This window comes from Cytobacillus solani, assembly GCF_006704205.1.
In the GTDB taxonomy this organism is placed as follows: Bacteria; Bacillota; Bacilli; order Bacillales; family Cytobacillaceae; genus Cytobacillus; species Cytobacillus solani.
Window position 1 is genome coordinate 3560179 of record NZ_CP041305.1, and the last position, 22387, is coordinate 3582565.

The following is a 22387-nucleotide window of genomic DNA, read 5'->3' on the forward strand; positions in this document are numbered from 1 at the left end:
TTAGTTCAACTAACAATCAGTGGGATGAAAGAAAACCCCATTGATTGAAGTTTGACTTTATAATCGATGCTGTTCATATTTGTTCGCTTTAGTAATCGATTGAATAAGTGAAATTTCATTTTCTGAAAGTGGATTGGCCCGTACCGCCTTTGCATTTTCTCTAATCTGTTCTACCTTGCTTGCCCCTGCCACTACTGAGGAAACCACAGGCTGGGCCAAATTAAACTGGAGGGCAATCTCCGTCGTTGTCCGGGAATCGGCAAACTTTTCTCTCAGTAAAGGTAAAATCGAGTTTAATTCTTGGTTGCTATAATCGAGAAAGCCTTGTTCTGAGGCTTTCTCAAGCATCTTATTACTTAATAACCCCTTTGCCAGCGGTCCTCTAGTAACAATATTAATGTTATTTTCCTGTAGTAGCGGTATTGCCTGCTCATCAGGACGGCGGTCTAACATACTGTATTGCATCATGACAGAGACAATACTTGATTTTTTCGCGTATTCACGTATGACATTCGGACGAATCGAGGAAATGCCATAATAACGGATAAAACCTTCTGCTTTCAGCTCTTCGAAAGCTTCAATGGTTTCATCAATTGGATCCTCCATTGTTCCTCCATGGAGCTGGTATAAATCAATGTAATCTGTACCGAGCCTTGTTAAGCTATTCTTAACTGCTTCTTTAATATATCGTTTGGAAGGGTCCCAGTGCCAGCCATCCATTTCCTCTCCCCACCGGTTTCCGACTTTCGTAGCAATAATGACTTTGTCTCTTACATGCTTTAATGATTGCCCGACGATTTGCTCGTTTTGACCGAAATCGTAAAGGTCAGCAGTATCAAAATAATTAATGCCTTCTTCTAGTGCAGTTTCGATGATTTCCTGTGCCTTTTTCGGTTCAGTACTAAGGGACATGCACCCAAGCCCAAGCTCACTCACATATAAATCTGATTTCCCAACTTTTCTTTTTTTCATTTGATATCCTCAATTTTCTTTTCTTTCTATTGTATAAAATAATTAAAGCTAATCGCAATGAAAGTGAATATGCAAATAAAGATCGAATTTCGCAAATATAATCATTTTTTCACAAAAATATTGTAGAAAATGCAAATAAAAAGAAATTATTGCAAAAATAATGATTTATTAAAGGAAATAAGGGAATTAATCTTCTTTATTTCTGTTGTTTTTTGTACAAGAATAAACCCAATCCTTTAACAAATAATAATCCTTGCTGTATTCTTTTAATTTCGCTCGAATTTCCCATGCTTTTCCGACGAGTGTAATCCCTTTCTCATGCACGTATATTTTCACGGTCTGCTCCCCCAATTAAAGTATGATAATATGTATGAGAGAACATAATCGGAATAGAACAGGAGTGGGCCGCAAATATGAGTCACCTAGAAGAAAAGACGTTACATACAGAGAAAGTTTTCACTGGTAAGGTGATTAGCCTTCAAGTGGAAGATGTAGAATTGCCGAATGGAAACGTTTCAAAACGGGAAATCATTAAGCACCCAGGTGCGGTAGCGATTTTGGCGTTAACAGATGATGATAAAATAGTCATGGTCGAGCAGTACCGTAAAGCGCTGGAAAAGACAATCATCGAGATACCTGCAGGAAAGCTTGAGCATGGAGAAGCCCCAGAAACCTGTGCTAAAAGGGAATTAGAGGAAGAAACTGGTTATGCCTGCAAGAAAATGGAGTGGCTGATCTCTTTTTATACATCACCAGGTTTTGCAGATGAAATTGTCCATCTATACATAGCTGAAGGGCTGGAGAAAAAGGAAAATGCTGCATCCCTTGATGAGGATGAATTTGTCAATTTGATGGAGATCACTTTAGAAGAAGCGCAAGCATACTTGAAAGAACAAAGAATATATGATGCAAAAACAGCATATGCTGTTCAATTTCTGCAATTACAAAAGGCGTTGAAGAAGTAAATGGAGAATTATTATTCTGATCTGCATATTCATATCGGAAGAACACGATCTGGAAAACCAGTGAAAATAACAGGGGCTAAATCCTTAACCTTTACGAATATTATTGAACATGCAAGAAATGAAAAAGGATTGAACATCATTGGGATTATTGATTGCCATTCACCAGAGGTGATTTTGGAAATCGCGGAGCTTATGGAAACAGGTGATGTGACGGAGCATCCTGATGGCGGCTTACAGTATGGGGACTTAACGATTATTCCTGGGTCAGAGCTGGAAATATATGATGAGAATTGTCACGGTCCGATTCATGTTCTTGCGTATTTTCCTACTCTTTCCATCATGCGGGAATTTTCGATGTGGCTATCGAATCATTTGAAAAACATCACACTTAGCTCACAAAGAATTTATGTTTCAGGCAGGGAGCTCCAATTAAAAGTAAAAGAGCTTGGCGGATTATTTATTCCTGCCCATGTTTTTACCCCGTTTAAAAGCCTGTTCGGAAAAGGTGTTCAAAAATCATTAACAGAAGTGTTTGATAAGAGGCTGATAGACGGAATTGAGCTCGGTCTAAGTGCTGATACTGTGATGGCAGATCAAATAAAAGAACTGCATGACTATTCATTTGTAACGAATTCTGATGCTCATTCTTTAAAGAAGATTGCTAGAGAATACCATGTTCTTCAGATGGCAGCACCAACCTTTAATGAACTTGAAAAGGCATTGAAAAAAATCGATGGAAGAAAAGTAAAAGCTAATTATGGCCTTGATCCACTCCTTGGAAAGTATCATCAGACCGTGTGCTCCCAGTGTTTTGCCCCGTTTGATCCTGAAAAGGGAGAATGCAGTAATTGCGGCAGTTCCAAGTTTATTAAAGGAGTCGCAGATCGAATTACTGAACTAAAAACAGCAAGCATATCCCCTGTTCATCGACCGCCATACATCCATCAAGTACCACTTGAATTTATTCCAGGGCTCGGACCGAAAATGCTAGAGAAGCTTCTTGATCATTTTGGAACGGAAATGGCGATCTTACATGAAGTTCCTATAGAAAAATTGGAACAGATTATTCCAGCAAAAACAGCGGAAATGATCATCAAAGCACGTGAAGGAAAACTAAGTTTATCTGCTGGCGGCGGAGGGAAATACGGGAAAATCGCAGATTAATAAAAAAGGGTCTAGTTCCTAAAAGAACTAGATCTTTTTTTGTGTCATACAAAGCAAGGACAAGCATACAATTTAATAACAGAAATATAGCAGGAGGATCGCAATGAGAAAAAAAATATACCAGAACGTCGTCGCAAATCATTTCCGTGAGCATTCCTCAATTTATTTATTTGTAGTTGTATTATTTTTAATGGGTGTTATTTTCGGAGCAATTATTGTGAATAGTTTGAGCTTTACACAAAAAGAGGACTTATTTTTTTACCTCTCACAATTTTTTGGACAAGTATCGGACGGAAATGTAGCGGCTGCAAATGACTTATTCAAGCAAAGCTTCTTCCATAATACGAAATTTATCGGGTTAATGTGGATTTTAGGAATATCTATCATTGGTCTGCCTGTCATCCTAATTCTCTTATTTATGAAGGGGATGGTTGTTGGATTTACGGTTGGATTTTTAGTAAACCAAATGGGCTGGGATGGCTTTTTGCTTTCATTTGTTACAGTTTTGCCGCAAAATTTAATTATCATTCCTGTCTTCATTGTCGCCTCAACGATCTCAGTCGCATTTTCATTAAAAATGATTAGGAGACAATTTATGAAAAAGGTTGGTCAGCCGATCATGCCGATGTTAGGAAAGTATATGTTTGCTTTTGTTGTTGCAGTGCTATTTTTATGTGCTGCAGCCGGAATTGAGGCACTGCTCTCACCAATATTAATGAAATCAGTAATCAATTCATTCTAGCTTGAGAACATACTTCATCTTATATATAATGGGCGAATAAACCAGTTTGGTTTATTCGCCTTTTCTCATTAAATAACGAATAATTACTCTTCTCTTTTGATAATAATTATTATATAATATAAATTATCAACTCTTATTTGTAATAATTTTATTTTGAATCTATCCCATAATCTGTTATAATGAGAATGTTAGTGGCGAGGGAGGAACTTCAGATGGAAAGTAGAATTGATAGAATAAAGAAACAGTTGCATTCGTCAAGCTATAAATTAACGCCTCAGCGTGAAGCAACCGTTCGCGTTTTGCTGGAGAATGAAGAGGACCATTTAAGTGCGGAAGATGTCTACCTCCTTGTAAAAGAAAAATCGCCTGAGATAGGCTTGGCAACTGTATATAGAACACTTGAATTATTAACAGAACTGAAAATTGTTGATAAAATTAATTTTGGTGATGGGGTTTCTCGCTATGATCTTCGTCAAGAAGGAGCAGCACATTTCCATCATCATTTAGTATGTATTGAATGTGGAGCAGTAGATGAGATCCAGGAAGATTTATTAGAGGATGTTGAAGAAGTTGTTGAACGAAGATGGAATTTTAAAATAAAAGACCATCGTTTGACATTCCATGGCATTTGCTATCGTTGTCATGATAAAGCCAATAGTGAAGAAACTGAAAAAGTTGAACAACAATAGCCCAAAAACCTTTTCTGTTAGTGGAAAAGGTTTTTTATTTTTAAAACTAAACATAAGCGGGATCAGGTATAATTCTTGTCCAAAATGGCATATCTTTTACTATTAATGATATGGTGGGGGACAAATATGATGAAATCCTGGCTAAAAATTGTTTTTCAAACGTTCAAAGTGTTCGTGCTTTTCACAGGATGCACAATCCTTTTTTATTATGGTATTATGTGGTTAAATGAAGAATATCAAGATTATCACCGCTATGATGAACCAGAGGGCACTGCTGTAAAAGTATCCTCTAGCGGAAATGCTGAAAATTCATCAAACTGGTTTGATCGGTTAATTCTTTTCTATTTAAATGGAGAGTAGGGCCATCCATGGAGGACAATCTGAAAGATTTCATACATTATTTAATAGTAGAAAAAGGGCTGGCGAAAAATACAATCGTTTCTTATGAGAGAGATCTGAAAAGCTATATAAAGTATTTAAAAAAGGTTGAAGTGATAGCGGCAATGAATGATGTCCAGCGTGTTCAAATCATTCATTTTCTAAAGAGCTTGAAAGAACAGGGGAAATCATCTAAAACTTTGGCAAGGCATATTGCTTCAATTAGAGCGTTTCATCAATTTCTCTTGAGGGAGAAAGCAGTAGACCAAGACCCTTCCGTACATATTGAATCTCCTCAGCATGAACGTTCACTGCCAAAGGTATTGAATATGCAAGAGGTGGAAACATTGTTAGATTCACCGAAAGCCCATGATCATTATGGACTTCGTGATAAAGCAATGCTTGAATTACTATATGCAACAGGAATCAGGGTTAGTGAGTTAATCGGTTTGAAGATTGGAGATGTCCATTTAACTATGGGGTTTGTTCGCTGTATTGGAAAGGGCAATAAGGAGCGAATCATTCCAATTGGAAAGACAGCTACAGAAGCACTTGACCGGTATCTGCATGACGGAAGAAGCCACTTTGTTTCAAAGAAACAAAGAGATGAATCCTTATTTTTAAATCATCATGGCCGTGGGCTATCCAGACAAGGCTTCTGGAAAATACTTAAACGTCTTGCTGCTGAAGCAGGTATTGAAAAGGATTTAACTCCGCATACGCTCAGGCATTCCTTTGCAACCCATCTTCTTGAGAATGGGGCGGATTTACGTGCCGTACAAGAAATGCTTGGGCATGCGGATATATCAACAACACAAATTTACACTCATGTAACAAAAACTAGATTAAAAGATGTATATAGTCAATATCATCCGCGAGCCTAAGGTGATGCGGAAGTACCTTCGGAAAAAATATAATGATGTCTAGCTCCAGCGCCTACCCCTTCGAGGTCACAAGTCAATCCTCCCAGAAAGGTAAAGAGCACCTTTCCGGGAGGCTCGTCTTGTGCTTGTCGGGGGTGAGCACAAAGGAAAGCTCCTAAGAGCAATCTTCGCAGGAACAATCGGCACTTTGATTGTTCCGAAGGCGCTTGCACTTTTCAAAGTTGCCATAAAATATGGCAGCTTTTTCTTTCATTTATGATAAATATTAGGTAAAATATAGATGTCAGACTTCCGACATATAGAATGGAAAAAATGTGATAAACGTATGTATAAAGGGTAACCTAATTTATATTTACTAATGTAACCGCATTCACTTAAAAAGGAGGAGTTCTAATGACTTCATATGCATATAAAAGAATTTTCGTCGTTGTAATGGATTCAGTTGGAATCGGTGAAGCACCGGATGCTGAAAAGTTCGGGGACAAAGGGGCCGATACGCTTGGCCATATTGCAGAAAAAATGAATGGCCTAAAGATGCCGAATATGGGTAAGCTTGGTCTCAGCAATATTCGTGAAATAAAAGGTATTGAAAAAGCAGAGAAGCCACTCGCATTCTTTACGAAAATGAAGGAAGCATCGAATGGAAAAGATACGATGACAGGTCATTGGGAGATTATGGGGCTTAATATTCAAACCCCTTTTCAAGTATTTCCTGAAGGCTTCCCGCAAGAATTAATTGCTGAACTAGAATCACGCACTGGCAGAAAAGTGATCGGCAATAAACCTGCAAGCGGAACGGAAATTCTCGTTGAACTTGGGGAAGAACATATGAAGACTGGTGCACTTATAGTCTATACATCAGCTGATTCGGTTCTGCAAATTGCTGCGCATGAAGAAATTATTCCATTAGAAGAGCAATATAAAATTTGTCAAATCGCTAGAGAACTTACATTGGATGAGAAATATATGGTTGGCCGGGTAATTGCTAGACCATTTATAGGTGAACCAGGACACTTTCAGCGAACATCTAATCGTCATGATTATGCCTTAAAGCCTTTTGATCGGACAGTCATGTTAGAAATGAAGGATGCAGGTTTTGACGTTATTGCTATAGGGAAAATTTCTGATATTTTTGATGGCGAAGGTGTAACAAAGTCCCTTCGTACTGTTTCAAACATGGATGGAATGGATAAATTATTGCAATCATTTGATATGGACTTTACAGGTATGAGCTTCTTGAATTTAGTAGATTTTGATGCCCTTTACGGACACCGAAGAGATCCTGAAGGATATGGAAAAGCGCTTGAAGAGTATGACGCCCGTCTGCCGGAAGTATTTGAAAAGATGCAAGCTGGGGATTTGCTGATGATTACGGCTGACCATGGAAATGATCCGATTCACCAAGGAACAGACCATACAAGAGAATATGTACCACTTCTTGTTTATGCAAAAAATAATGAAAATGGCAAAGAGCTCACGATTCGTGAAACATTCGCAGACATTGGCGCAACGATTGCAGAAAACTTCCATGTTAAAATGCCTGCTTATGGAAAGAGTTTTTTACAGGAATTGAAATAGGAGGAAATGAAATATGTCATTCGAAAAAATTGAAACAGCAGCAAGCTTCTTAAAAGGAAAGTATGAGCAGACACCACAAATCGGTCTAATCCTTGGGTCAGGCCTTGGCGTTTTAGCAGATGAAATCGAAAACCCTGTGAAAATTCCATATAATGAAATTCCAGATTTTCCTGTTTCTACTGTTGAAGGCCATGCAGGCCAGCTTGTATTTGGCTTGCTTAATGGCATTCATGTCGTAGCGATGCAAGGGCGTTTTCATTATTACGAAGGATACTCATTTGAAAAGGTAACATTCCCTGTCCGTGTAATGAAAGAGCTTGGAATCGAACAGTTAATTGTAACAAATGCAGCCGGCGGAGTGAACGAAAGCTTTTCACCTGGCGATTTAATGCTTATTAGTGATCATATTAATAATATGGGAAGCAATCCGCTAATTGGTTCGAATGATTCTCGTCTCGGTGTTCGTTTCCCTGATATGTCTGAAGCCTACTCCTTAGAACTGCGACGATTGGCAAAAGGAATAGCAGCGGAATTAGGCTTAAACATTCAAGAAGGTGTCTATGTCGGCAATACGGGTCCAACATACGAAACACCTGCTGAAATACGCATGCTTCGCAAGTTAGGTGGAGATGCAGTTGGCATGTCTACAGTGCCTGAAGTAATTGTCGCGAGACATGCAGGCATGAAAGTATTAGGAATTTCCTGTATTTCAAATATGGCCGCTGGAATTTTAGATCAGCCGTTAAATCATGAAGAAGTAATTGAAACAACTGAAAAAGTGAAAGCTGATTTTCTTAGCTATGTAAAAGCGTTAGTGCAAAAGCTTGGTACAAAGTAGGAAATAGAAGAAAGCGAGCGGTGATTTAATATGAGAATGGTAGATATTATTGAGAATAAAAGAGATGGAAAAGAATTATCGACAGAGGAAATCCAATTTATTATTAAAGGATATACAGACGGCTCGATTCCTGATTATCAGGTAAGTGCCTTAATGATGGCGATTTTCTTTCAAGGGATGACGGAACAAGAAAGAGCAGATTTAACAATGGCAATGGTTGAATCTGGCGATAAAATCGATTTATCCAAAATAGAAGGTATCAAAGTGGATAAGCATTCGACTGGCGGGGTTGGAGATACAACAACACTTGTATTAGGACCTTTAGTGGCAGCCGTTGGTGTTCCAGTCGCAAAAATGTCTGGAAGAGGGCTAGGGCATACTGGAGGAACGATTGACAAGCTTGAATCTGTTGAAGGCTTCCATGTAGAAATCGAAAATGAAGAATTTATCAATCTTGTGAACACAAATAAAATTGCCGTTATTGGGCAAAGCGGAAATTTAACCCCTGCAGACAAAAAGCTCTATGCTCTTCGTGATGTCACAGCAACCGTTGATAGCATTCCATTAATTGCAAGCTCGATTATGAGCAAGAAAATTGCCGCAGGAGCAGATGCGATTGTGCTTGATGTGAAAACAGGTGCTGGTGCATTTATGAAAACTCTTGATGATTCAAAAGAGCTCGCTAAAGCAATGGTTAGTATCGGTAATAATGTCGGAAGAAATACAATGGCCGTTATTTCTGATATGAGTCAGCCGCTTGGATTTGCGATTGGAAATGCGCTTGAAGTAAAAGAGGCGATTGATACGCTTAAAGGAGAAGGACCGGAAGATCTAACAGAGCTTTGCTTAACATTAGGAAGCCATATGGTTCTTCTTGCTAAAAAAGCAGACAGCTTAAAGGAAGCACGTGAAATGCTTGAAGAAGCCATGAAAGACGGTACAGCTTTAGAAACATTTAAAACATTCCTAAGCTCACAAGGCGGCGACGCGTCAGTCGTTGATGATCCAGCAAAGCTTCCACAAGCAAAATTCACATTTGAACTAGAAGCGAAGGAAGATGGCTATGTTTCCGAAATAGTGGCAGATGAAATTGGCACAGCAGCCATGCTACTCGGCGCTGGAAGAGCTACGAAAGAATCAGTTATTGACCTTGCAGTTGGTCTTATGCTTCGAAAAAAAATCGGTGATCAAGTGCAAAAGGGAGAGTCGCTTGTGACGATTTACAGCAATTTTAAAGAAATTGATGAAGTAAAAGCAAAACTTTATGCAAATATTACCTTATCAAAGGAAAAAGTAGCTGCACCAACGTTAATACATGGAGAAATTACCGAATAAGTAAAAAGTGTCAGGGGAAATTTACCTCTGACATTTTTTATTTTTGTCATTCAAAATATAAAATTTTTACGAATAGAAAATTGTATAAATTTGTTACAAATGGAAATGATGGAGGCTATAAAGAATGGAGGTTTATGTGATGAAACGAATTGTCTCTTTAATAGTTATCTCTTTCCTATTGTCAACACTCTTTGTACCTGTAGCATTGGCAAAAGAAAACGATGGACTAGATTTAGCTAAAAATGTAAAATCCGCCATCTTAATCGAACGAGATACAGGTGCAATTTTATACGAAAAGAATAGCAATGACCAACTCCCTCCCGCAAGCATGACGAAAGTAATGACAATGCTATTAATTATGGAGGCATTAGATGAAGGCAGGCTGTCGATGGATGAAAAAATTCGCACGAGTGAATATGCTGCCTCAATGGGAGGATCACAAATTTTTCTTGAGCCGGGAGAGGAAATGACGACAGAGCAAATGCTAGCGGGAATTGCCATTGGATCTGGCAATGATGCTTCTGTTGCGATGGCAGAGAGGCTTGCTGGTTCTGAAGAAGAGTTTGTAAAGCTTATGAATAAAAAAGCAAAGGAACTCGGGCTAAAAAATACAGAATTTAAAACAGCAACGGGTTTGCCTGGCCATGGAGATTATAGTACTGCTCATGATATGTCAATGATGGCTAAGGAGCTTCTCAAATATGAAGGAATAACGAAATTTACTGGTACTTATGAATCTTATCTTCGTGAAAATACAGATAAAAAATTCTGGCTAGTAAATACAAATCGCCTCGTCAAATTTTATCCGGGTGTTGATGGGTTGAAAACGGGATTCACAAATGAAGCAAAATACTGTTTAACAGCAACGGCTGAAAAGGATGGTATGCGCGTAATTGCAGTCGTATTTGGAGCTCCGACCTCAAAGGAGAGAAATGCCCAAGTAACAAAGATGCTTGATTATGCATTCAGCCAATATGAGACGCACCCGCTGTATAAGCGAAATGTGGCACTTGGAAAAGTAGCTATTAGTAAAGGTGAGAAGAAAAGGGTTGAAGCAATGACAAGTGAGCCTATTTCCCTTTTAACAAAGAAAGGCGAGGGCATTGAAAATATAAAACAAGCTGTTGAATTAAATAAAAATGTGAAAGCACCTGTAAATAAAGGGGATAAAGTAGGAACCTTAAAACTGAAACAGGATGGAAAAACAATCGTTGAAACACCATTAGTAGCAAAGGAAGATAGCAAGGAAGCTAGCTGGTGGACCTTGTATAAACGTTCAATGGGCATGTTTACGAAAGCGGGACAATAGGGAGATGCAAGGCGCTTCCGCTTTTCTATTTTGTCGAAATGTTGATTATACATTCTAGTTTTAGCGAAATGTCACTAGTTTTGTCTTTCGGAAGGAAATGCGTAAGTAAATATCGAATTTGACTCACTATAAAGGCCAATGTATGTCATGTAAATGATACGGTCAACCGATCCTGTCAAGGCTTTTACATAGACAATCGGGATCCTAGATAAGGAGGCTATGATAGTGAGTCTTACCATTAATTTAGAAGTGAAAAAAGATGTCCTATGTATTCGTTTAAGCGGGGAATTAGATCATCATTCTGCTGATGAGCTTCGGAGACAGGCGTCTAACGCAATTGAAGAATATGATATTCATCATATTATCTTAAATCTTGAACAGCTTTCCTTTATGGATAGCTCAGGTTTAGGCGTCATTCTAGGCAGATATAAACAAATTAAACAGCAACATGGCGAAATGGTTGTTTGTGCAATTTCTCCAGCAGTCCAAAGATTATTTGATATGTCGGGTTTATTTAAAATTATCCGTTTAGAACCGACAGAAGAATTTGCTTTGCAAAGACTGGGGGTTGCATGATCAATGAAAAATGAAATGCAAATTAAATTCAGTGCATTAAGCCAAAATGAATCGTTTGCGCGTGTAACAGTCGCAGCATTTATTAGTCAGCTTGATCCGACAATGGATGAGTTAACTGAAATTAAAACAGTTGTATCTGAGGCAGTTACCAATTCAATCATTCACGGCTATGAACAAGATCCAGACGGGCTTGTGTATATAACTGTGAAAATTGAGGATGGTTTCATCGATATGTCCATCCGTGATGAGGGATTGGGAATAATGAACGTGGATGAAGCGCGTCAGCCGCTGTTTACAACAAAGCCAGAACTTGAGAGATCAGGCATGGGCTTTACGATTATGGAAAATTTCATGGATGAAATCGAAATTCAATCGCAACCGGGGAAAGGCACAGAGATCCGATTAAGAAAGCATTTATCAAATAGTAAAATGCTATGCAATTAAGGGAGTCTTGCTATGGATGTGGAGGTTAAAACAGAAAAGAGCCAAACTTTTTTGAAGGATCATGAAGTCAAGGAGTTAATCCAAAAAAGCCAGGCGGGAGATCAGGAGTCTAGAGATTTAATTGTCCAAAAGAATATGCGTCTCGTCTGGTCGGTTGTTCAGCGGTTTTTAAACCGCGGATATGAGCCGGATGATCTCTTTCAAATCGGTTGTATTGGATTATTGAAGTCAGTCGATAAATTTGACCTAACATTTGATGTGAAATTTTCAACGTATGCCGTTCCAATGATCATTGGAGAGATTCAACGTTTTATCCGTGATGATGGAACAGTCAAGGTAAGCCGCTCATTAAAAGAAATGGGAAATAAAATTCGGAAAGCAAAGGATGAATTGTCAAAATCGCTTGGCAGAATTCCGACTGTATCAGAGCTTTCTGAATTCCTAGATATCCCGCCTGAAGACATCATCCTTGCTCAAGAAGCTAGCCGAACCCCATCATCCATTCATGAAACGGTTTACGAAAATGATGGGGACCCAATCACATTGCTGGATCAAATAGATGATGGAAATGAAGGAAAATGGTTTGACAAGATTGCTTTAAAAGAAGCGATTAATGAACTAGAAGACAGGGAACGTTTAATCGTCTATTTGCGCTATTATAAAGATCAAACGCAATCTGAAGTGGCCGCAAGACTTGGCATCTCACAAGTTCAAGTATCTAGGCTAGAAAAAAAGATCCTCCAGCAAATGAAAGACCGTATGGATTTATAATCCATACGGTCTTTTTTTCGATTTAGCTAACAATTTTGCGGAATCCGGTATTATATTTGCAAATTATCTATTATTTTTGCAATTGCTCTAATAATTACGCGGAACCTCATTATTTATTCGATACCCAATTATTGGTCGTCATGAAGTAAATATATGTAACTCATACTAGTGATACAAGGAAATAACTGTGTGGGAAGTGAACGAAATGGAACGAACGGTTTATATTCGATTGCGACACCGCATACAAGTTCGAGCACGTGAAGAGATTTTGCTAAAGGATATTGCGCAATTAATTGTCGATGAAATGCTATATGAGCAGTTAAGTAAAATGAAGATTTATGAAGTTTCTGAACAAGACCGCAATATAATTATTATCGATGTCATGATGGTGATCCGTTTAATTACAGAAATACTGCCGAACTTAGAAATTCAAACACAGGGCCCATCTCAAGTTATCGTTGAAGTGGTTCCGAAAAAAAAGAGGGTATCCCTGCCACTTTTTATTTTAGTATGGCTTTTATTGTTTATTGGTGCTGCCCTTACCATTATGAACTTTCATGAAGATGTTAGCATGCAGGCTGTTCAGCAGCGAATTTACACAATCATTACGGGAGAAATTGATGACAAACCTTTAATCTTTCAGATTCCATATTCCATCGGTTTAGGCCTAGGAATGATTCTTTTCTTTAATCATCTTTTTAAGAAGCGTCTTAATGAAGAGCCGAGCCCGCTAGAAGTAGAAATGTTTAATTATCAGCTGGATCTAGACAATTATGTGGCAATGAAGGAAAACAAAGAAAGTATGAAAAATATTGACGAGCGGTAATGTTGTCTTAGTTATGTTTGTCGGTCTTGCGGGAGGATTAGCAGTAGGCTCAGGGTTTGTAGCGTTTTTGTCAGTATTAGGTGTGATCCCAAGACTTATGCAGCTGACAAAAACAATGAAAATGATCCGGTTCTATGAGTGGGCTGTTGTAATTGGAGCTGTTATTGGTGGAATGAGTACGTTATGGGATCCACTCTTTCACCTTACTTCCTACCTATTAGTCCCGATTGGTTTGGCAGCAGGGATATTTGTAGGTATGATTGCTGCAGCTCTGACAGAAGTACTAAATGTCCTTCCGATTCTTGCAAAGCGAATAGGGATTGATGGACAAATTATTTTTTTATTAATGGCTATTGTATTTGGGAAGATTGTAGGATCTTTCTTTCAGTGGATCTATTTTGTCGATAAGTAGCAGGGAAATAGCTGATTTAAGATAGCTGTATCAACCTATGACGAAAGGATAATAAAATATGGAGGACCATCGAAGGCACGTAGTTTTAATTACAGATGGAGATGACTATGCTAGAAAATCAATCGAACACATAGCCAATGAAATCGGGGGGAGATGTATCTCCCTATCCCACGGAAATCCTACCACATTAGACGGAGCCCTAATTGTTAAGCTTATCAAAAAAGCATCGCATGACCCAGTATTTGTTATGTTTGATGATAGTGGTTTTGTCGGTGAAGGTGCAGGAGAACGTGCGTTAAAGTATGTAGCAAGCCATAAAGATATTGATGTACTCGGGATTATTGCAGTCGCCGCAAAAACAAGACAAGCCGAATGGGCTAAAGTAGATGTTTGCATCGACCGAGATGGTGAAATAACCCCTTATGGAGTCGATAAATATGGTCTACAAGAAATGGATAAAGGAAGACTTTATGGTGACACGGTATATTGTCTCGATGAAATAGATGTCCCGATTAAAGTAGGAATTGGCGATATAGGAAAAATGGCGAAAAAAGACCATTATGAAAATGGCTCACCAATTACGAAAAAAGCCGTAGAACTCGTATTGGAAAGGAGTGGTTATCGTGGCAGACAATAAGATAAAAAATAAAATGCCCATTCCTGATTCAGTAGATGAAATTGAAAAGTATATGAAAAATAGAATTGGGCTGGGAGATAGTTTCGATTTAGGTGTAAGGAAACTAAAAGTTCTCAGAAAAGACGTGCATATTTATTTTGTAAATGGGTTAACCGATACACAATTTATTATCGAAATTGTTGAAGAGCTTGTTGCAATCAATGATAACGAGAAATTATCAACGAATCTAAGTAAAATAGTTGAAAACAGGTTAGTTCACCAATCAGTTGCCCAAATAAAAACAATGGATGAGCTTGTGGACCAAGTCTTATCAGGCCTAATTGTTGTTGTAATGGAAGGGGTTACCCATGGATTAGTTATTGATGTCCGCAGTTATCCGGGCAGAACACCGATGGAGCCGGATACGGAAAAAGTGGTGCGGGGATCAAGGGATGGGTATGTAGAAAATATTATCATTAATACTGCACTGACAAGAAGAAGAATTCGAGATGAAAGACTTCGCTTTGAAATTATGAGAGTTGGTGAAAGATCAAAAACGGATGTGGCAATAGGATACATTAAAGATGTTGCCAATCCCGATTTAATTAATATCATTCGAAAGGAAATTGCAGCCATAGACATTGATGGAATTACAATGGCTGATAAAACAATCGAGGAATTTCTATTAAAACAAGGATTTAATCCTTTTCCGCTAGTACGTTATACAGAGCGAGCGGACGTTGCTGCAACCCATTTGCTCGAAGGGCATGTTCTAATATTTGTGGATACCTCACCAAGTGTGATGATTTCACCTACAACATACTTTCATCATTTGCAGCATGCGGAAGAGTATCGACAATCCCCTGCAGTAGGTACGTTTATCCGCTGGATTCGTTTTCTTGGAGTAGCTTCTTCTTTGTTTTTGCTGCCGCTTTGGTTTTTATTTGTATTAGAGCCGTCACTATTACCCGAAAGTATTGCATTTATTGGACCGAACGAAGAAACAAATATACCTGTGATTCTTCAATTATTTCTTGCTGAAATAGGGATTGAATTGCTGCGGATTGCTGCCATTCATACACCAACTCCATTATCAACAGCTATGGGCTTAATTGCGGCTGTCTTAATTGGACAAATTGCTATTGATGTTGGTTTATTTGTTCCGGAGGTCATTTTATATGTGTCACTTGCTGCAATTGGGACTTATACGACACCAAGCTATGAATTAAGTATCGCAAACAAGCTATTCCGGCTTTTATTTTTAGTTCTGGTCGCAATATTCCATACACCGGGATTTGTCGTTGGGATTACGCTGTTTATCCTATTCCTTGCGAATATGAAACCGTTGAATACACCGTATTTATGGCCATTTATTCCGTTTCATCCAAAAGCATTATGGCGAATTTTAGTTCGTGCATCAGTACCTGGTTCGAGTATACGACCGAGTATTGTTCATACGACAAACCGTTATAAGCAGCCGCCAAAAAACAGTTCCTCAAAATGATGTCTACTCATTGCGAACTTCACTGAATTGTGTTAAAATTTCTTAAAATTAATAAACAAAATATGACAGCAAGCAGAAAATAGACAGTTTCTTATAAAGATACTGTCTATTTTCTAATTAATATAAGCCAAGAGGGAAGAGGTAGATCTATGCATTTAAACGGTACATCGAAGGTTAATAACAAGGGACATTTGGAGATAGGCGGATTGGACACTATAGAGCTAGCCGAACAATTTGGTACACCTTTATACGTTTACGATGTTTCTTTAATTAGAGAAAGAGCGAGAGGATTTAAGCAAACATTTGATAAATTAGGGGTAACTGCTCAAGTAGCATACGCGAGCAAAGCCTTTTCTACGATTGCGATGGTTCAGCTTGCTGACGAAGAAGGGCTTTCACTTGATGTTGTTTCTGGCGGAGAATTATATACAGCGTTAGCAGCTGAATTCCCAACTGATAGAATTCATTTTCATGGGAACAACAAAAGCAAAGAAGAGTTGGAAATGGCTCTTAAACACGGTGTTGGCTGTATAGTAGTCGATAATTTCTATGAGTTGGAGCTCCTTCAATCCATTTGTGAAGAGATGGAAACGAACGCGAAGATTCTATTACGGGTTACACCTGGGGTTGAAGCACATACACATGAATATATTACAACTGGGCAGGCAGATTCTAAGTTTGGCTTTGATCTTCAAAATGGACAAGCAGAGAAAGCAATGAAGGCTGCTTTACAATTTTCCAAAATTGAACTGCTGGGCTTGCATTGTCATATCGGTTCACAAATATTTGAAACTGCTGGGTTTCTTGTAGCGGCACAGAAAATATTTGAGAAACTAAATGAATGGAAAGAGTCATATGCTTTTGAATCAAAGGTATTGAACTTAGGTGGCGGTTTTGGTATTCGCTATACGAATGAGGATCAGCCTCTGCCGGCAGGTCAATATGTGGAAGAGATTATCGAAGAAGTACAAAGACAGGCTGATCATTTTGCAATGAACATGCCCGAAATATGGATTGAACCAGGTCGTTCTCTTGTTGGGGATGCCGGTAGCACATTATACAAGATAGGCTCTAGTAAGGATGTTCCTAGCATACGCAAATATATCGCTGTGGATGGTGGAATGAGCGATAATATTAGACCCGCTCTTTATCAAGCAAGGTATGAAGCCATCTTAGCTAATAAAGCATTAGAGAAAGCAGAGGAAACTGTCTCTGTTGCTGGAAAATGCTGTGAATCCGGTGATATGCTCATATGGGATATTCCACTTCCAAAGTCGGATCATAATGATTTGCTAGCAGTTTTTTGCACAGGGGCTTATGGATATGCGATGGCAAATAATTATAATCGAATTCCAAGACCGCCTGTCGTCTTTGTTGAAAATGGGGAAGCAAAGCTAGTTGTAAGAAGAGAAACGTATGAAGATCTCATTCGGATGGATTTATCAATCAAAGAAAAGATTAATAATTAATCGTAGCATTTTATTAGTTAGAGAATGCAGTGAAAAAGCTTGTAGGATAGGAGTGCATGTTATTTGGGTCATTAACTGGACGTGCTTCCTGCAGGCTTTTTTGTATTTAATCGTATTAATTAATCGAGTAGCATGGAAAAATAGTAAGGATTCGTGTAGAATAGAACTAATCCTTGGATATGTGAAGACATAATGAGTTTGTAACAGGAGGTTTTATGAAAAAAAGCAATTGGATTCTTTTTATTCTATTAATAGCGATGAGTTTAGCATGGGGACTTTATTATTGGTTTTTTATCGTTCCATCTAAGTAGAGCCCAGTAATAATTTTTAGAATAAGTAAACAGTTAAAAGATCAGTTATTAGTGTACAAACTAGTGCTGTATACATATATTATTATTACAGTTTGAAATACTAAATTTTTGGGGAAAATAAGATGGAATGCTAAAATCTAATGAGGGATAAAAATGTTAATTCGATATAAAAAAACATTCGAAAAGATTGCTATGGGTTTGTTATCTTTTATGCCAAATGAAAAAGATCTCAAGAAGCTCCAGCAAACGATGAAACAATACGAAAGTGAGGAGAACCTGCAATTATTTCTATGGAAAGCAGGGGAAGATATAATTGGATTAGTGGGTGTTCTTATGAATGAAGATTCAGCCAAGATCCAGCATATCTCTGTCAATCCTTCTCATAGACAGCAAGGGATTGGGAAGTCAATGGTCAAGGCATTAAACGAACTATTCCCAGACAAAAAGATCATAGCAAATGATAATACCGAATCATTCTTGAGCAAGTGTGATATTACGATTCATACAGAAAAAGGCAGCGAATAATTATTCATTGCCTTTTTTTATGTGTTGTTGTATGAATCTTGTGTTCCTTTTTAATGCTTCTAATCGTTCCTCGATGACACTGCTTCGGTCTCTAGTGGAATGGCGATGAACCACTTCTATATTATTCATATCACTAACTGATCCCCATATGAAACCGCGATCGATGCAGCCAGCTTGGCAGCTCGCAATTAACATCGGATCAATGATTGGAATTGTATAGCTATCATAGGGTTTTCCTAAGGCAATAGCCTTTTGTCTTAATAGGAGGTCGTACATTAATTTATCAGCATCGATTCCTAAAGGGAGAAGCTTATTTTTTTCGTTTTTTAGGATGGCAATTGATTTGGCAATGGTCTTTTTAGCACCAAGGTAATTTTCACGCCGGTGATGATAATTTGAAACCGCTAGGAGGATCAGACCTACCCAAATAGACTGTTTATTGTTTGGGTCAATCTCTTTCCAGTATTCTTCAAGGACTTCATGACATTCGAAATAATCTCTATCCCCATGAAAATGTATCAAAAATTCGATATATGCTTTTGGATACACCACTTCACCTCCCTATTAATATATGTTAATCATATCATAGAACACTCGTCCTAAAAATCAAACAACAGTTTTAAATCAAACAAAAAAACCCGGAAAAAACCGGGTCATAAATACATAATTAGCTTAGCACCAAGCAGCTCCTACAATAATCAGCAGGATGAACAAAACGACAAGTAAAGCAAACCCTGTTCCACCGCACCAGTTGTTTCCTTTAGACATACATCATACCTCCTGTTTCCTTTTTTTGTTTCAAGATCATTTTATGTAGGCAAATACCAAATTGTATGGGCGAATGAAGGAATAATTTCATATGCTTTGAATCAGATAGTTGTCTGGCTACAGCGCCTATCGCCTATCAAACTTCAGGTCCCCTCCCTACGATAAGTCAGCATCGGTTCGCTTACACTCACCGTGTTTCCTTTATCTCAGTCGTGACCCTTCCAGTTTGTACGGCGATGACCAAGGCGTTTTCGCATTTCTAATATTTTTCTATTGGATAGCTCACTTTTATAATTTATACTATAGTAGTCTTTAATGAGGAACTTAATAAGGAAATTTTGGTGAGTAGTAATGGAACATTATAATGTAAAGATTGATGCGTTTGAAGGACCGCTTGATTTGCTTCTTCATTTAATAAATCGGCTTGAGATTGATATATACGATATTCCAGTAGCGGAAATTACTGAGCAATATTTATTGTATATCCATACGATGCAAGTGCTGCAGCTTGATGTGGCAAGTGAATATCTTGTTATGGCGGCCACGTTGCTTGCGATTAAGAGCAAAATGCTTCTCCCAAAGCACGAGGAAGATTTGCTTGATGATGAGTTAGGCTTAGGACATGAAGAAGACACGATGGAAGAGCTTGTTGAAAGATTAGTTGAATACAGAAAATATAAAGAGGCTGCAGTTGATTTTAAAGAAATGGAAAAAGAGCGAGGCTTAATGTTTACAAAGCCTCCAAGTGATTTAAGCGATTATGCAAAAGACATTCAACCGGAAAAAACGGAATTAAACGTCTCCTTGTATGACATGCTTGGAGCATTTCAAAAACTATTAAGAAGACAAAAGCTGCAAAAACCGCTTTCAACAAAAATAGCACGTCAAGAAATCCCAATAGAAACGAGAATGGCTGAAATCCTTGATGATTTAAGGCAATTCAAGGTGCGTAAAAGCTTTTATGACCTCTTTCCCGTTCTTGACCGTGAAAATATTGTGGTTACTTTTTTAGCAGTGTTAGAGCTAATAAAACGCCATGACATCTTTATTGAGCAGGAAGGCAATTTTTCGGAGATTTATGTAAGTGCAATGGAAGGGGGAGAAGAGTATTAATATTATAAATTGGAAGGGCATTGTTGAAAGTCTATTATTTGCTGCAGGAGATGAAGGACTAACTTTAAAGCAGATGGCTCTTGTTCTCGAAGTCGAGGAGCTGCAAGCAGAAGAGATTATTCATGAATTAATGGAAGATTATCGTAATGATGCCATGCGAGGCATCACAGTTATAGAGCTAGCAGGCACTTTCCAGCTCGCTACAAAAAAGGAGAATTCAGCCTATCTAAAAAGGCTTGTCGTTACGCCGCAGGCTTCGACATTATCGCAAGCAGCGTTAGAAACACTAGCAATTATTGCTTATAAACAGCCCATTACAAGAGCAGAGATTGAGGAAATAAGAGGAGTGAAAACGGAGCGGCCAATACATACACTCATGGCTAAGGCACTCATTAAAGAAGTGGGTCGAGCAGATGGCTCGGGAAGAGCATACCTATATGGCACTACGAAAGAATTTCTTGATTATTTTGGATTAAAAAAGATTGAAGAGCTGCCGCCGCTTCCTGAAAAGATAGAAGATGATTACCAGCAGGATGATGCAGATTTGTTTTTTGGCAGGTTTCAAGAAACAATGGACTCTTGAATTTTTCATACAATTTAATTTTTTTGTGATAATATATACTTGTAAAATAATGCTTCATTTTCAAAATGGAGCATTTTCTATATCGTTTTTGTTATTACATATGGGGAAATGTTCGAGGAGGCGTTAAGATGCTAATTAAACAATGCAAGGGATATGAACTGGAAAAGGAGAAATCGAATACATCTGAGGATTTCTTTAATCGAAGTGAAGTTACCTTTGAAGAAGATGGACAAGAAAAGACACTACATGTCCTATATGTCAGGTATTTTGATGAACTGGTTCATGAATTTACTTCATTTGAAGCAAATCCAATTTTTAAAGCAGGGACTAGGGAAGTTGAATTTAAAGATATTGTGGCACTGATTTGTTTATTGAAGAATCCAGGTTTCCGCCATCGCAAGCGTGTATACATCAATTCTAAGTTTGATTTCGCATCCTATTTCCAGGATGTTGACTACGCTAAGCTGCCAGCTATCTTTGAAGATTTAGAAACGAAAAAAAGCTTTAATCTTCGTTCACCCTTAGAGTACATTGTTCAGCCTCAATAAGAATATTATTTTTTAAAAGGAGCAGCCTTTAGGTTGCTTTTTTTATTAGAAAATTGCCAGCTGTTTGCATATAAAACACTGGAAAAGCAATTTTTCTTCTGGCTGCTCATACGATAGAAAGGGACTATTTAGGAAAGAGGGATCGTATGAGCAAAATGAATGACTATATTCATGATGTGTTTAAGTGGAATAAGGAACTTCGGGCGTTTCTCGAATCAGAAAATGTCGACGAAAACAATGAGCTTTGGCAGAAGATGAATCGCATGACTGATATTATGGAGGGAATCCAAAATCCATTAGATAATCATGAATTGTTGGAGATTCAGAACTATGTAGAAGAACTGCACGCGGACATGGAGAACTATTTCGTGAAAAGGCAAGAGCTTGGAAGTGTTTATGTCAATCCCCCTCAAGTTGCTGCGGGCAATCATTCATTGCCTCCTTTGCCATATGCATACAATGCATTAGAGCCGTATATTTCTGAGGAAATTATGAGATTACATCATGAAAAGCATCATCAATCATATGTAGATGGACTGAATAAAGCGGAAAAAGAGCTAAATAAGGCAAGGAAATCAGGAGATTTTTCTTTAGTTAAGCATTGGTCACGGGAGCTTGCCTTTCATGGGTCCGGTCATTATCTTCATACGATTTTCTGGAATAATATGATGCCTAAAGGCGGGGGAAAGCCCTCAGGAAGCTTGTTAAAAGCAATAGAAAAGTATTTTGGCAGTTTTGAAGCATTTAAAAAGCAATTTACTGAAGCAGCAAAGCAGGTGGAAGGTGTTGGCTGGGCTGTTCTTGTCTGGTCACCTAGAGCCCATCATCTCGAAATACTGCAATCAGAGAGGCATATGCTTTTAACACAATGGGATACGATCCCTCTGCTTGTATTGGATGTCTGGGAGCATGCCTACTATCTTCAATATAAAACTGACCGTGCTGGCTATGTGAAAAATTGGTGGAATATTGTTAATTGGAAAGATGTGGAACAACGGTTTATGAAAGCTTCTGAGCTTAAATGGAAACCATTTTAATAGATTTAAAAGGCGAAAAACAATCTATGT

Annotated in this window: 28 protein-coding genes; 24 read left to right on the top strand and 4 right to left on the bottom strand. The window is 38.2% G+C overall.

Features of this window, described 5'->3' with window-relative positions; all coding sequences use genetic code 11:
* Positions 1–57: 57 nt before the first annotated feature.
* Complete coding sequence (locus tag FI644_RS17790) at positions 58–972, bottom strand: aldo/keto reductase (protein WP_056685471.1); 915 nt, start codon at positions 970–972, stop codon at positions 58–60.
* Positions 973–1158: 186 nt separating this feature from the next.
* On the bottom strand, positions 1159–1308 hold the full coding sequence (mciZ, locus tag FI644_RS17795) for a Z-ring formation inhibitor MciZ (protein WP_075209179.1): 150 nt from the start codon (positions 1306–1308) through the stop codon (positions 1159–1161).
* A gap of 77 nt (positions 1309–1385) precedes the next feature.
* Here mciZ and FI644_RS17800 point away from each other — a divergent pair, with 77 nt between their 5' ends.
* From FI644_RS17800 to FI644_RS17890, 20 genes are all read left to right on the top strand, one after another.
* Positions 1386–1937 carry an NUDIX hydrolase gene (locus FI644_RS17800; RefSeq protein WP_053476881.1) on the top strand — a complete coding sequence of 184 codons (552 nt, stop codon included), beginning with the start codon at positions 1386–1388 and terminating at the stop codon, positions 1935–1937.
* On the top strand, positions 1938–3101 hold the full coding sequence (locus tag FI644_RS17805; RefSeq protein WP_142108679.1) for an endonuclease Q family protein: 1164 nt from the start codon (positions 1938–1940) through the stop codon (positions 3099–3101).
* A 103-nt stretch (positions 3102–3204) separates the two neighbouring features.
* Positions 3205–3843, top strand: coding sequence for a stage II sporulation protein M (gene spoIIM, locus FI644_RS17810; protein ID WP_053476879.1), 639 nt, complete (start codon positions 3205–3207; stop codon positions 3841–3843).
* A 212-nt stretch (positions 3844–4055) separates the two neighbouring features.
* Positions 4056–4532 (top strand): ferric iron uptake transcriptional regulator, encoded by a 477-nt coding sequence (gene fur, locus FI644_RS17815; protein WP_053476878.1) that lies wholly within the window; start codon positions 4056–4058, stop codon positions 4530–4532.
* 129 nt (positions 4533–4661) lie between these two features.
* Positions 4662–4892, top strand: a complete 231-nt coding sequence (locus FI644_RS17820; RefSeq protein ID WP_053477582.1) for a YqzK family protein — start codon at positions 4662–4664, stop codon at positions 4890–4892.
* An 8-nt stretch (positions 4893–4900) separates the two neighbouring features.
* Entirely contained in the window at positions 4901–5794 is an 894-nt protein-coding gene (xerD, locus tag FI644_RS17825; protein ID WP_053476877.1) for a site-specific tyrosine recombinase XerD, read from the top strand.
* 121 nt (positions 5795–5915) lie between these two features.
* A complete protein-coding gene (locus FI644_RS26410) occupies positions 5916–6053 on the top strand; it encodes a hypothetical protein (RefSeq protein WP_156319135.1) in 138 nt (45 codons plus the stop codon).
* A 134-nt stretch (positions 6054–6187) separates the two neighbouring features.
* Positions 6188–7372, top strand: a complete 1185-nt coding sequence (gene deoB, locus FI644_RS17830) for a phosphopentomutase (RefSeq protein WP_142108680.1) — start codon at positions 6188–6190, stop codon at positions 7370–7372.
* Between the two features lie 13 nt (positions 7373–7385).
* Positions 7386–8210, top strand: coding sequence for a purine-nucleoside phosphorylase (locus FI644_RS17835; protein WP_053476875.1), 825 nt, complete (start codon positions 7386–7388; stop codon positions 8208–8210).
* Between the two features lie 30 nt (positions 8211–8240).
* Complete coding sequence (locus FI644_RS17840; RefSeq protein ID WP_053476874.1) at positions 8241–9545, top strand: pyrimidine-nucleoside phosphorylase; 1305 nt, start codon at positions 8241–8243, stop codon at positions 9543–9545.
* 139 nt (positions 9546–9684) lie between these two features.
* Positions 9685–10854, top strand: a complete 1170-nt coding sequence (locus tag FI644_RS17845) for a D-alanyl-D-alanine carboxypeptidase family protein (protein WP_181758127.1) — start codon at positions 9685–9687, stop codon at positions 10852–10854.
* 225 nt (positions 10855–11079) lie between these two features.
* Positions 11080–11430, top strand: coding sequence for an anti-sigma F factor antagonist (gene spoIIAA, locus FI644_RS17850; protein ID WP_053476873.1), 351 nt, complete (start codon positions 11080–11082; stop codon positions 11428–11430).
* A 3-nt stretch (positions 11431–11433) separates the two neighbouring features.
* Positions 11434–11874 carry an anti-sigma F factor gene (spoIIAB, locus tag FI644_RS17855; RefSeq protein WP_053476872.1) on the top strand — a complete coding sequence of 147 codons (441 nt, stop codon included), beginning with the start codon at positions 11434–11436 and terminating at the stop codon, positions 11872–11874.
* Between the two features lie 12 nt (positions 11875–11886).
* Complete coding sequence (sigF, locus tag FI644_RS17860; RefSeq protein WP_053476871.1) at positions 11887–12645, top strand: RNA polymerase sporulation sigma factor SigF; 759 nt, start codon at positions 11887–11889, stop codon at positions 12643–12645.
* Positions 12646–12850: 205 nt separating this feature from the next.
* Positions 12851–13471, top strand: coding sequence for a stage V sporulation protein AA (locus FI644_RS17865; RefSeq protein WP_053476870.1), 621 nt, complete (start codon positions 12851–12853; stop codon positions 13469–13471).
* A gap of 13 nt (positions 13472–13484) precedes the next feature.
* The gene (locus FI644_RS17870; RefSeq protein WP_053476869.1) at positions 13485–13883 is read left to right on the top strand and encodes a stage V sporulation protein AB; all 399 of its coding nucleotides are present in this window, start codon (positions 13485–13487) and stop codon (positions 13881–13883) included.
* A 58-nt stretch (positions 13884–13941) separates the two neighbouring features.
* Positions 13942–14520: a stage V sporulation protein SpoVABEA gene (gene spoVAEA, locus FI644_RS17875; protein WP_053476868.1), complete on the top strand. Its 579-nt coding sequence runs from the start codon at positions 13942–13944 to the stop codon at positions 14518–14520.
* Between the two features lie 13 nt (positions 14521–14533).
* On the top strand, positions 14534–16003 hold the full coding sequence (locus FI644_RS17880) for a spore germination protein (protein WP_379999331.1): 1470 nt from the start codon (positions 14534–14536) through the stop codon (positions 16001–16003).
* A gap of 149 nt (positions 16004–16152) precedes the next feature.
* Positions 16153–17472 carry a diaminopimelate decarboxylase gene (gene lysA, locus FI644_RS17885; protein WP_056685463.1) on the top strand — a complete coding sequence of 440 codons (1320 nt, stop codon included), beginning with the start codon at positions 16153–16155 and terminating at the stop codon, positions 17470–17472.
* Positions 17473–17936: 464 nt separating this feature from the next.
* On the top strand, positions 17937–18308 hold the full coding sequence (locus FI644_RS17890; protein WP_142108682.1) for a GNAT family N-acetyltransferase: 372 nt from the start codon (positions 17937–17939) through the stop codon (positions 18306–18308).
* Here FI644_RS17890 and FI644_RS17895 read toward each other — a convergent pair whose 3' ends face one another.
* Both FI644_RS17895 and FI644_RS17900 read right to left on the bottom strand, forming a co-directional pair.
* Positions 18309–18857 carry a DUF309 domain-containing protein gene (locus FI644_RS17895; RefSeq protein ID WP_056685460.1) on the bottom strand — a complete coding sequence of 183 codons (549 nt, stop codon included), beginning with the start codon at positions 18855–18857 and terminating at the stop codon, positions 18309–18311. It abuts the gene before it with no gap.
* A gap of 123 nt (positions 18858–18980) precedes the next feature.
* Positions 18981–19076: a YjcZ family sporulation protein gene (locus tag FI644_RS17900; protein ID WP_075209178.1), complete on the bottom strand. Its 96-nt coding sequence runs from the start codon at positions 19074–19076 to the stop codon at positions 18981–18983.
* 351 nt (positions 19077–19427) lie between these two features.
* Here FI644_RS17900 and FI644_RS17905 point away from each other — a divergent pair, with 351 nt between their 5' ends.
* From FI644_RS17905 to FI644_RS17920, 4 genes are all read left to right on the top strand, one after another.
* Complete coding sequence (locus FI644_RS17905; protein ID WP_053476863.1) at positions 19428–20189, top strand: segregation/condensation protein A; 762 nt, start codon at positions 19428–19430, stop codon at positions 20187–20189.
* The gene (gene scpB / locus FI644_RS17910; RefSeq protein WP_053477580.1) at positions 20185–20772 is read left to right on the top strand and encodes an SMC-Scp complex subunit ScpB; all 588 of its coding nucleotides are present in this window, start codon (positions 20185–20187) and stop codon (positions 20770–20772) included. The genes FI644_RS17905 and scpB overlap by 5 nt, the downstream gene beginning before the upstream one ends.
* A 128-nt stretch (positions 20773–20900) precedes the next feature.
* Complete coding sequence (locus FI644_RS17915) at positions 20901–21320, top strand: hypothetical protein (protein ID WP_053476862.1); 420 nt, start codon at positions 20901–20903, stop codon at positions 21318–21320.
* Between the two features lie 146 nt (positions 21321–21466).
* Positions 21467–22357 (top strand): superoxide dismutase, encoded by an 891-nt coding sequence (locus FI644_RS17920; RefSeq protein WP_053476861.1) that lies wholly within the window; start codon positions 21467–21469, stop codon positions 22355–22357.
* Positions 22358–22387 lie beyond the last annotated feature (30 nt).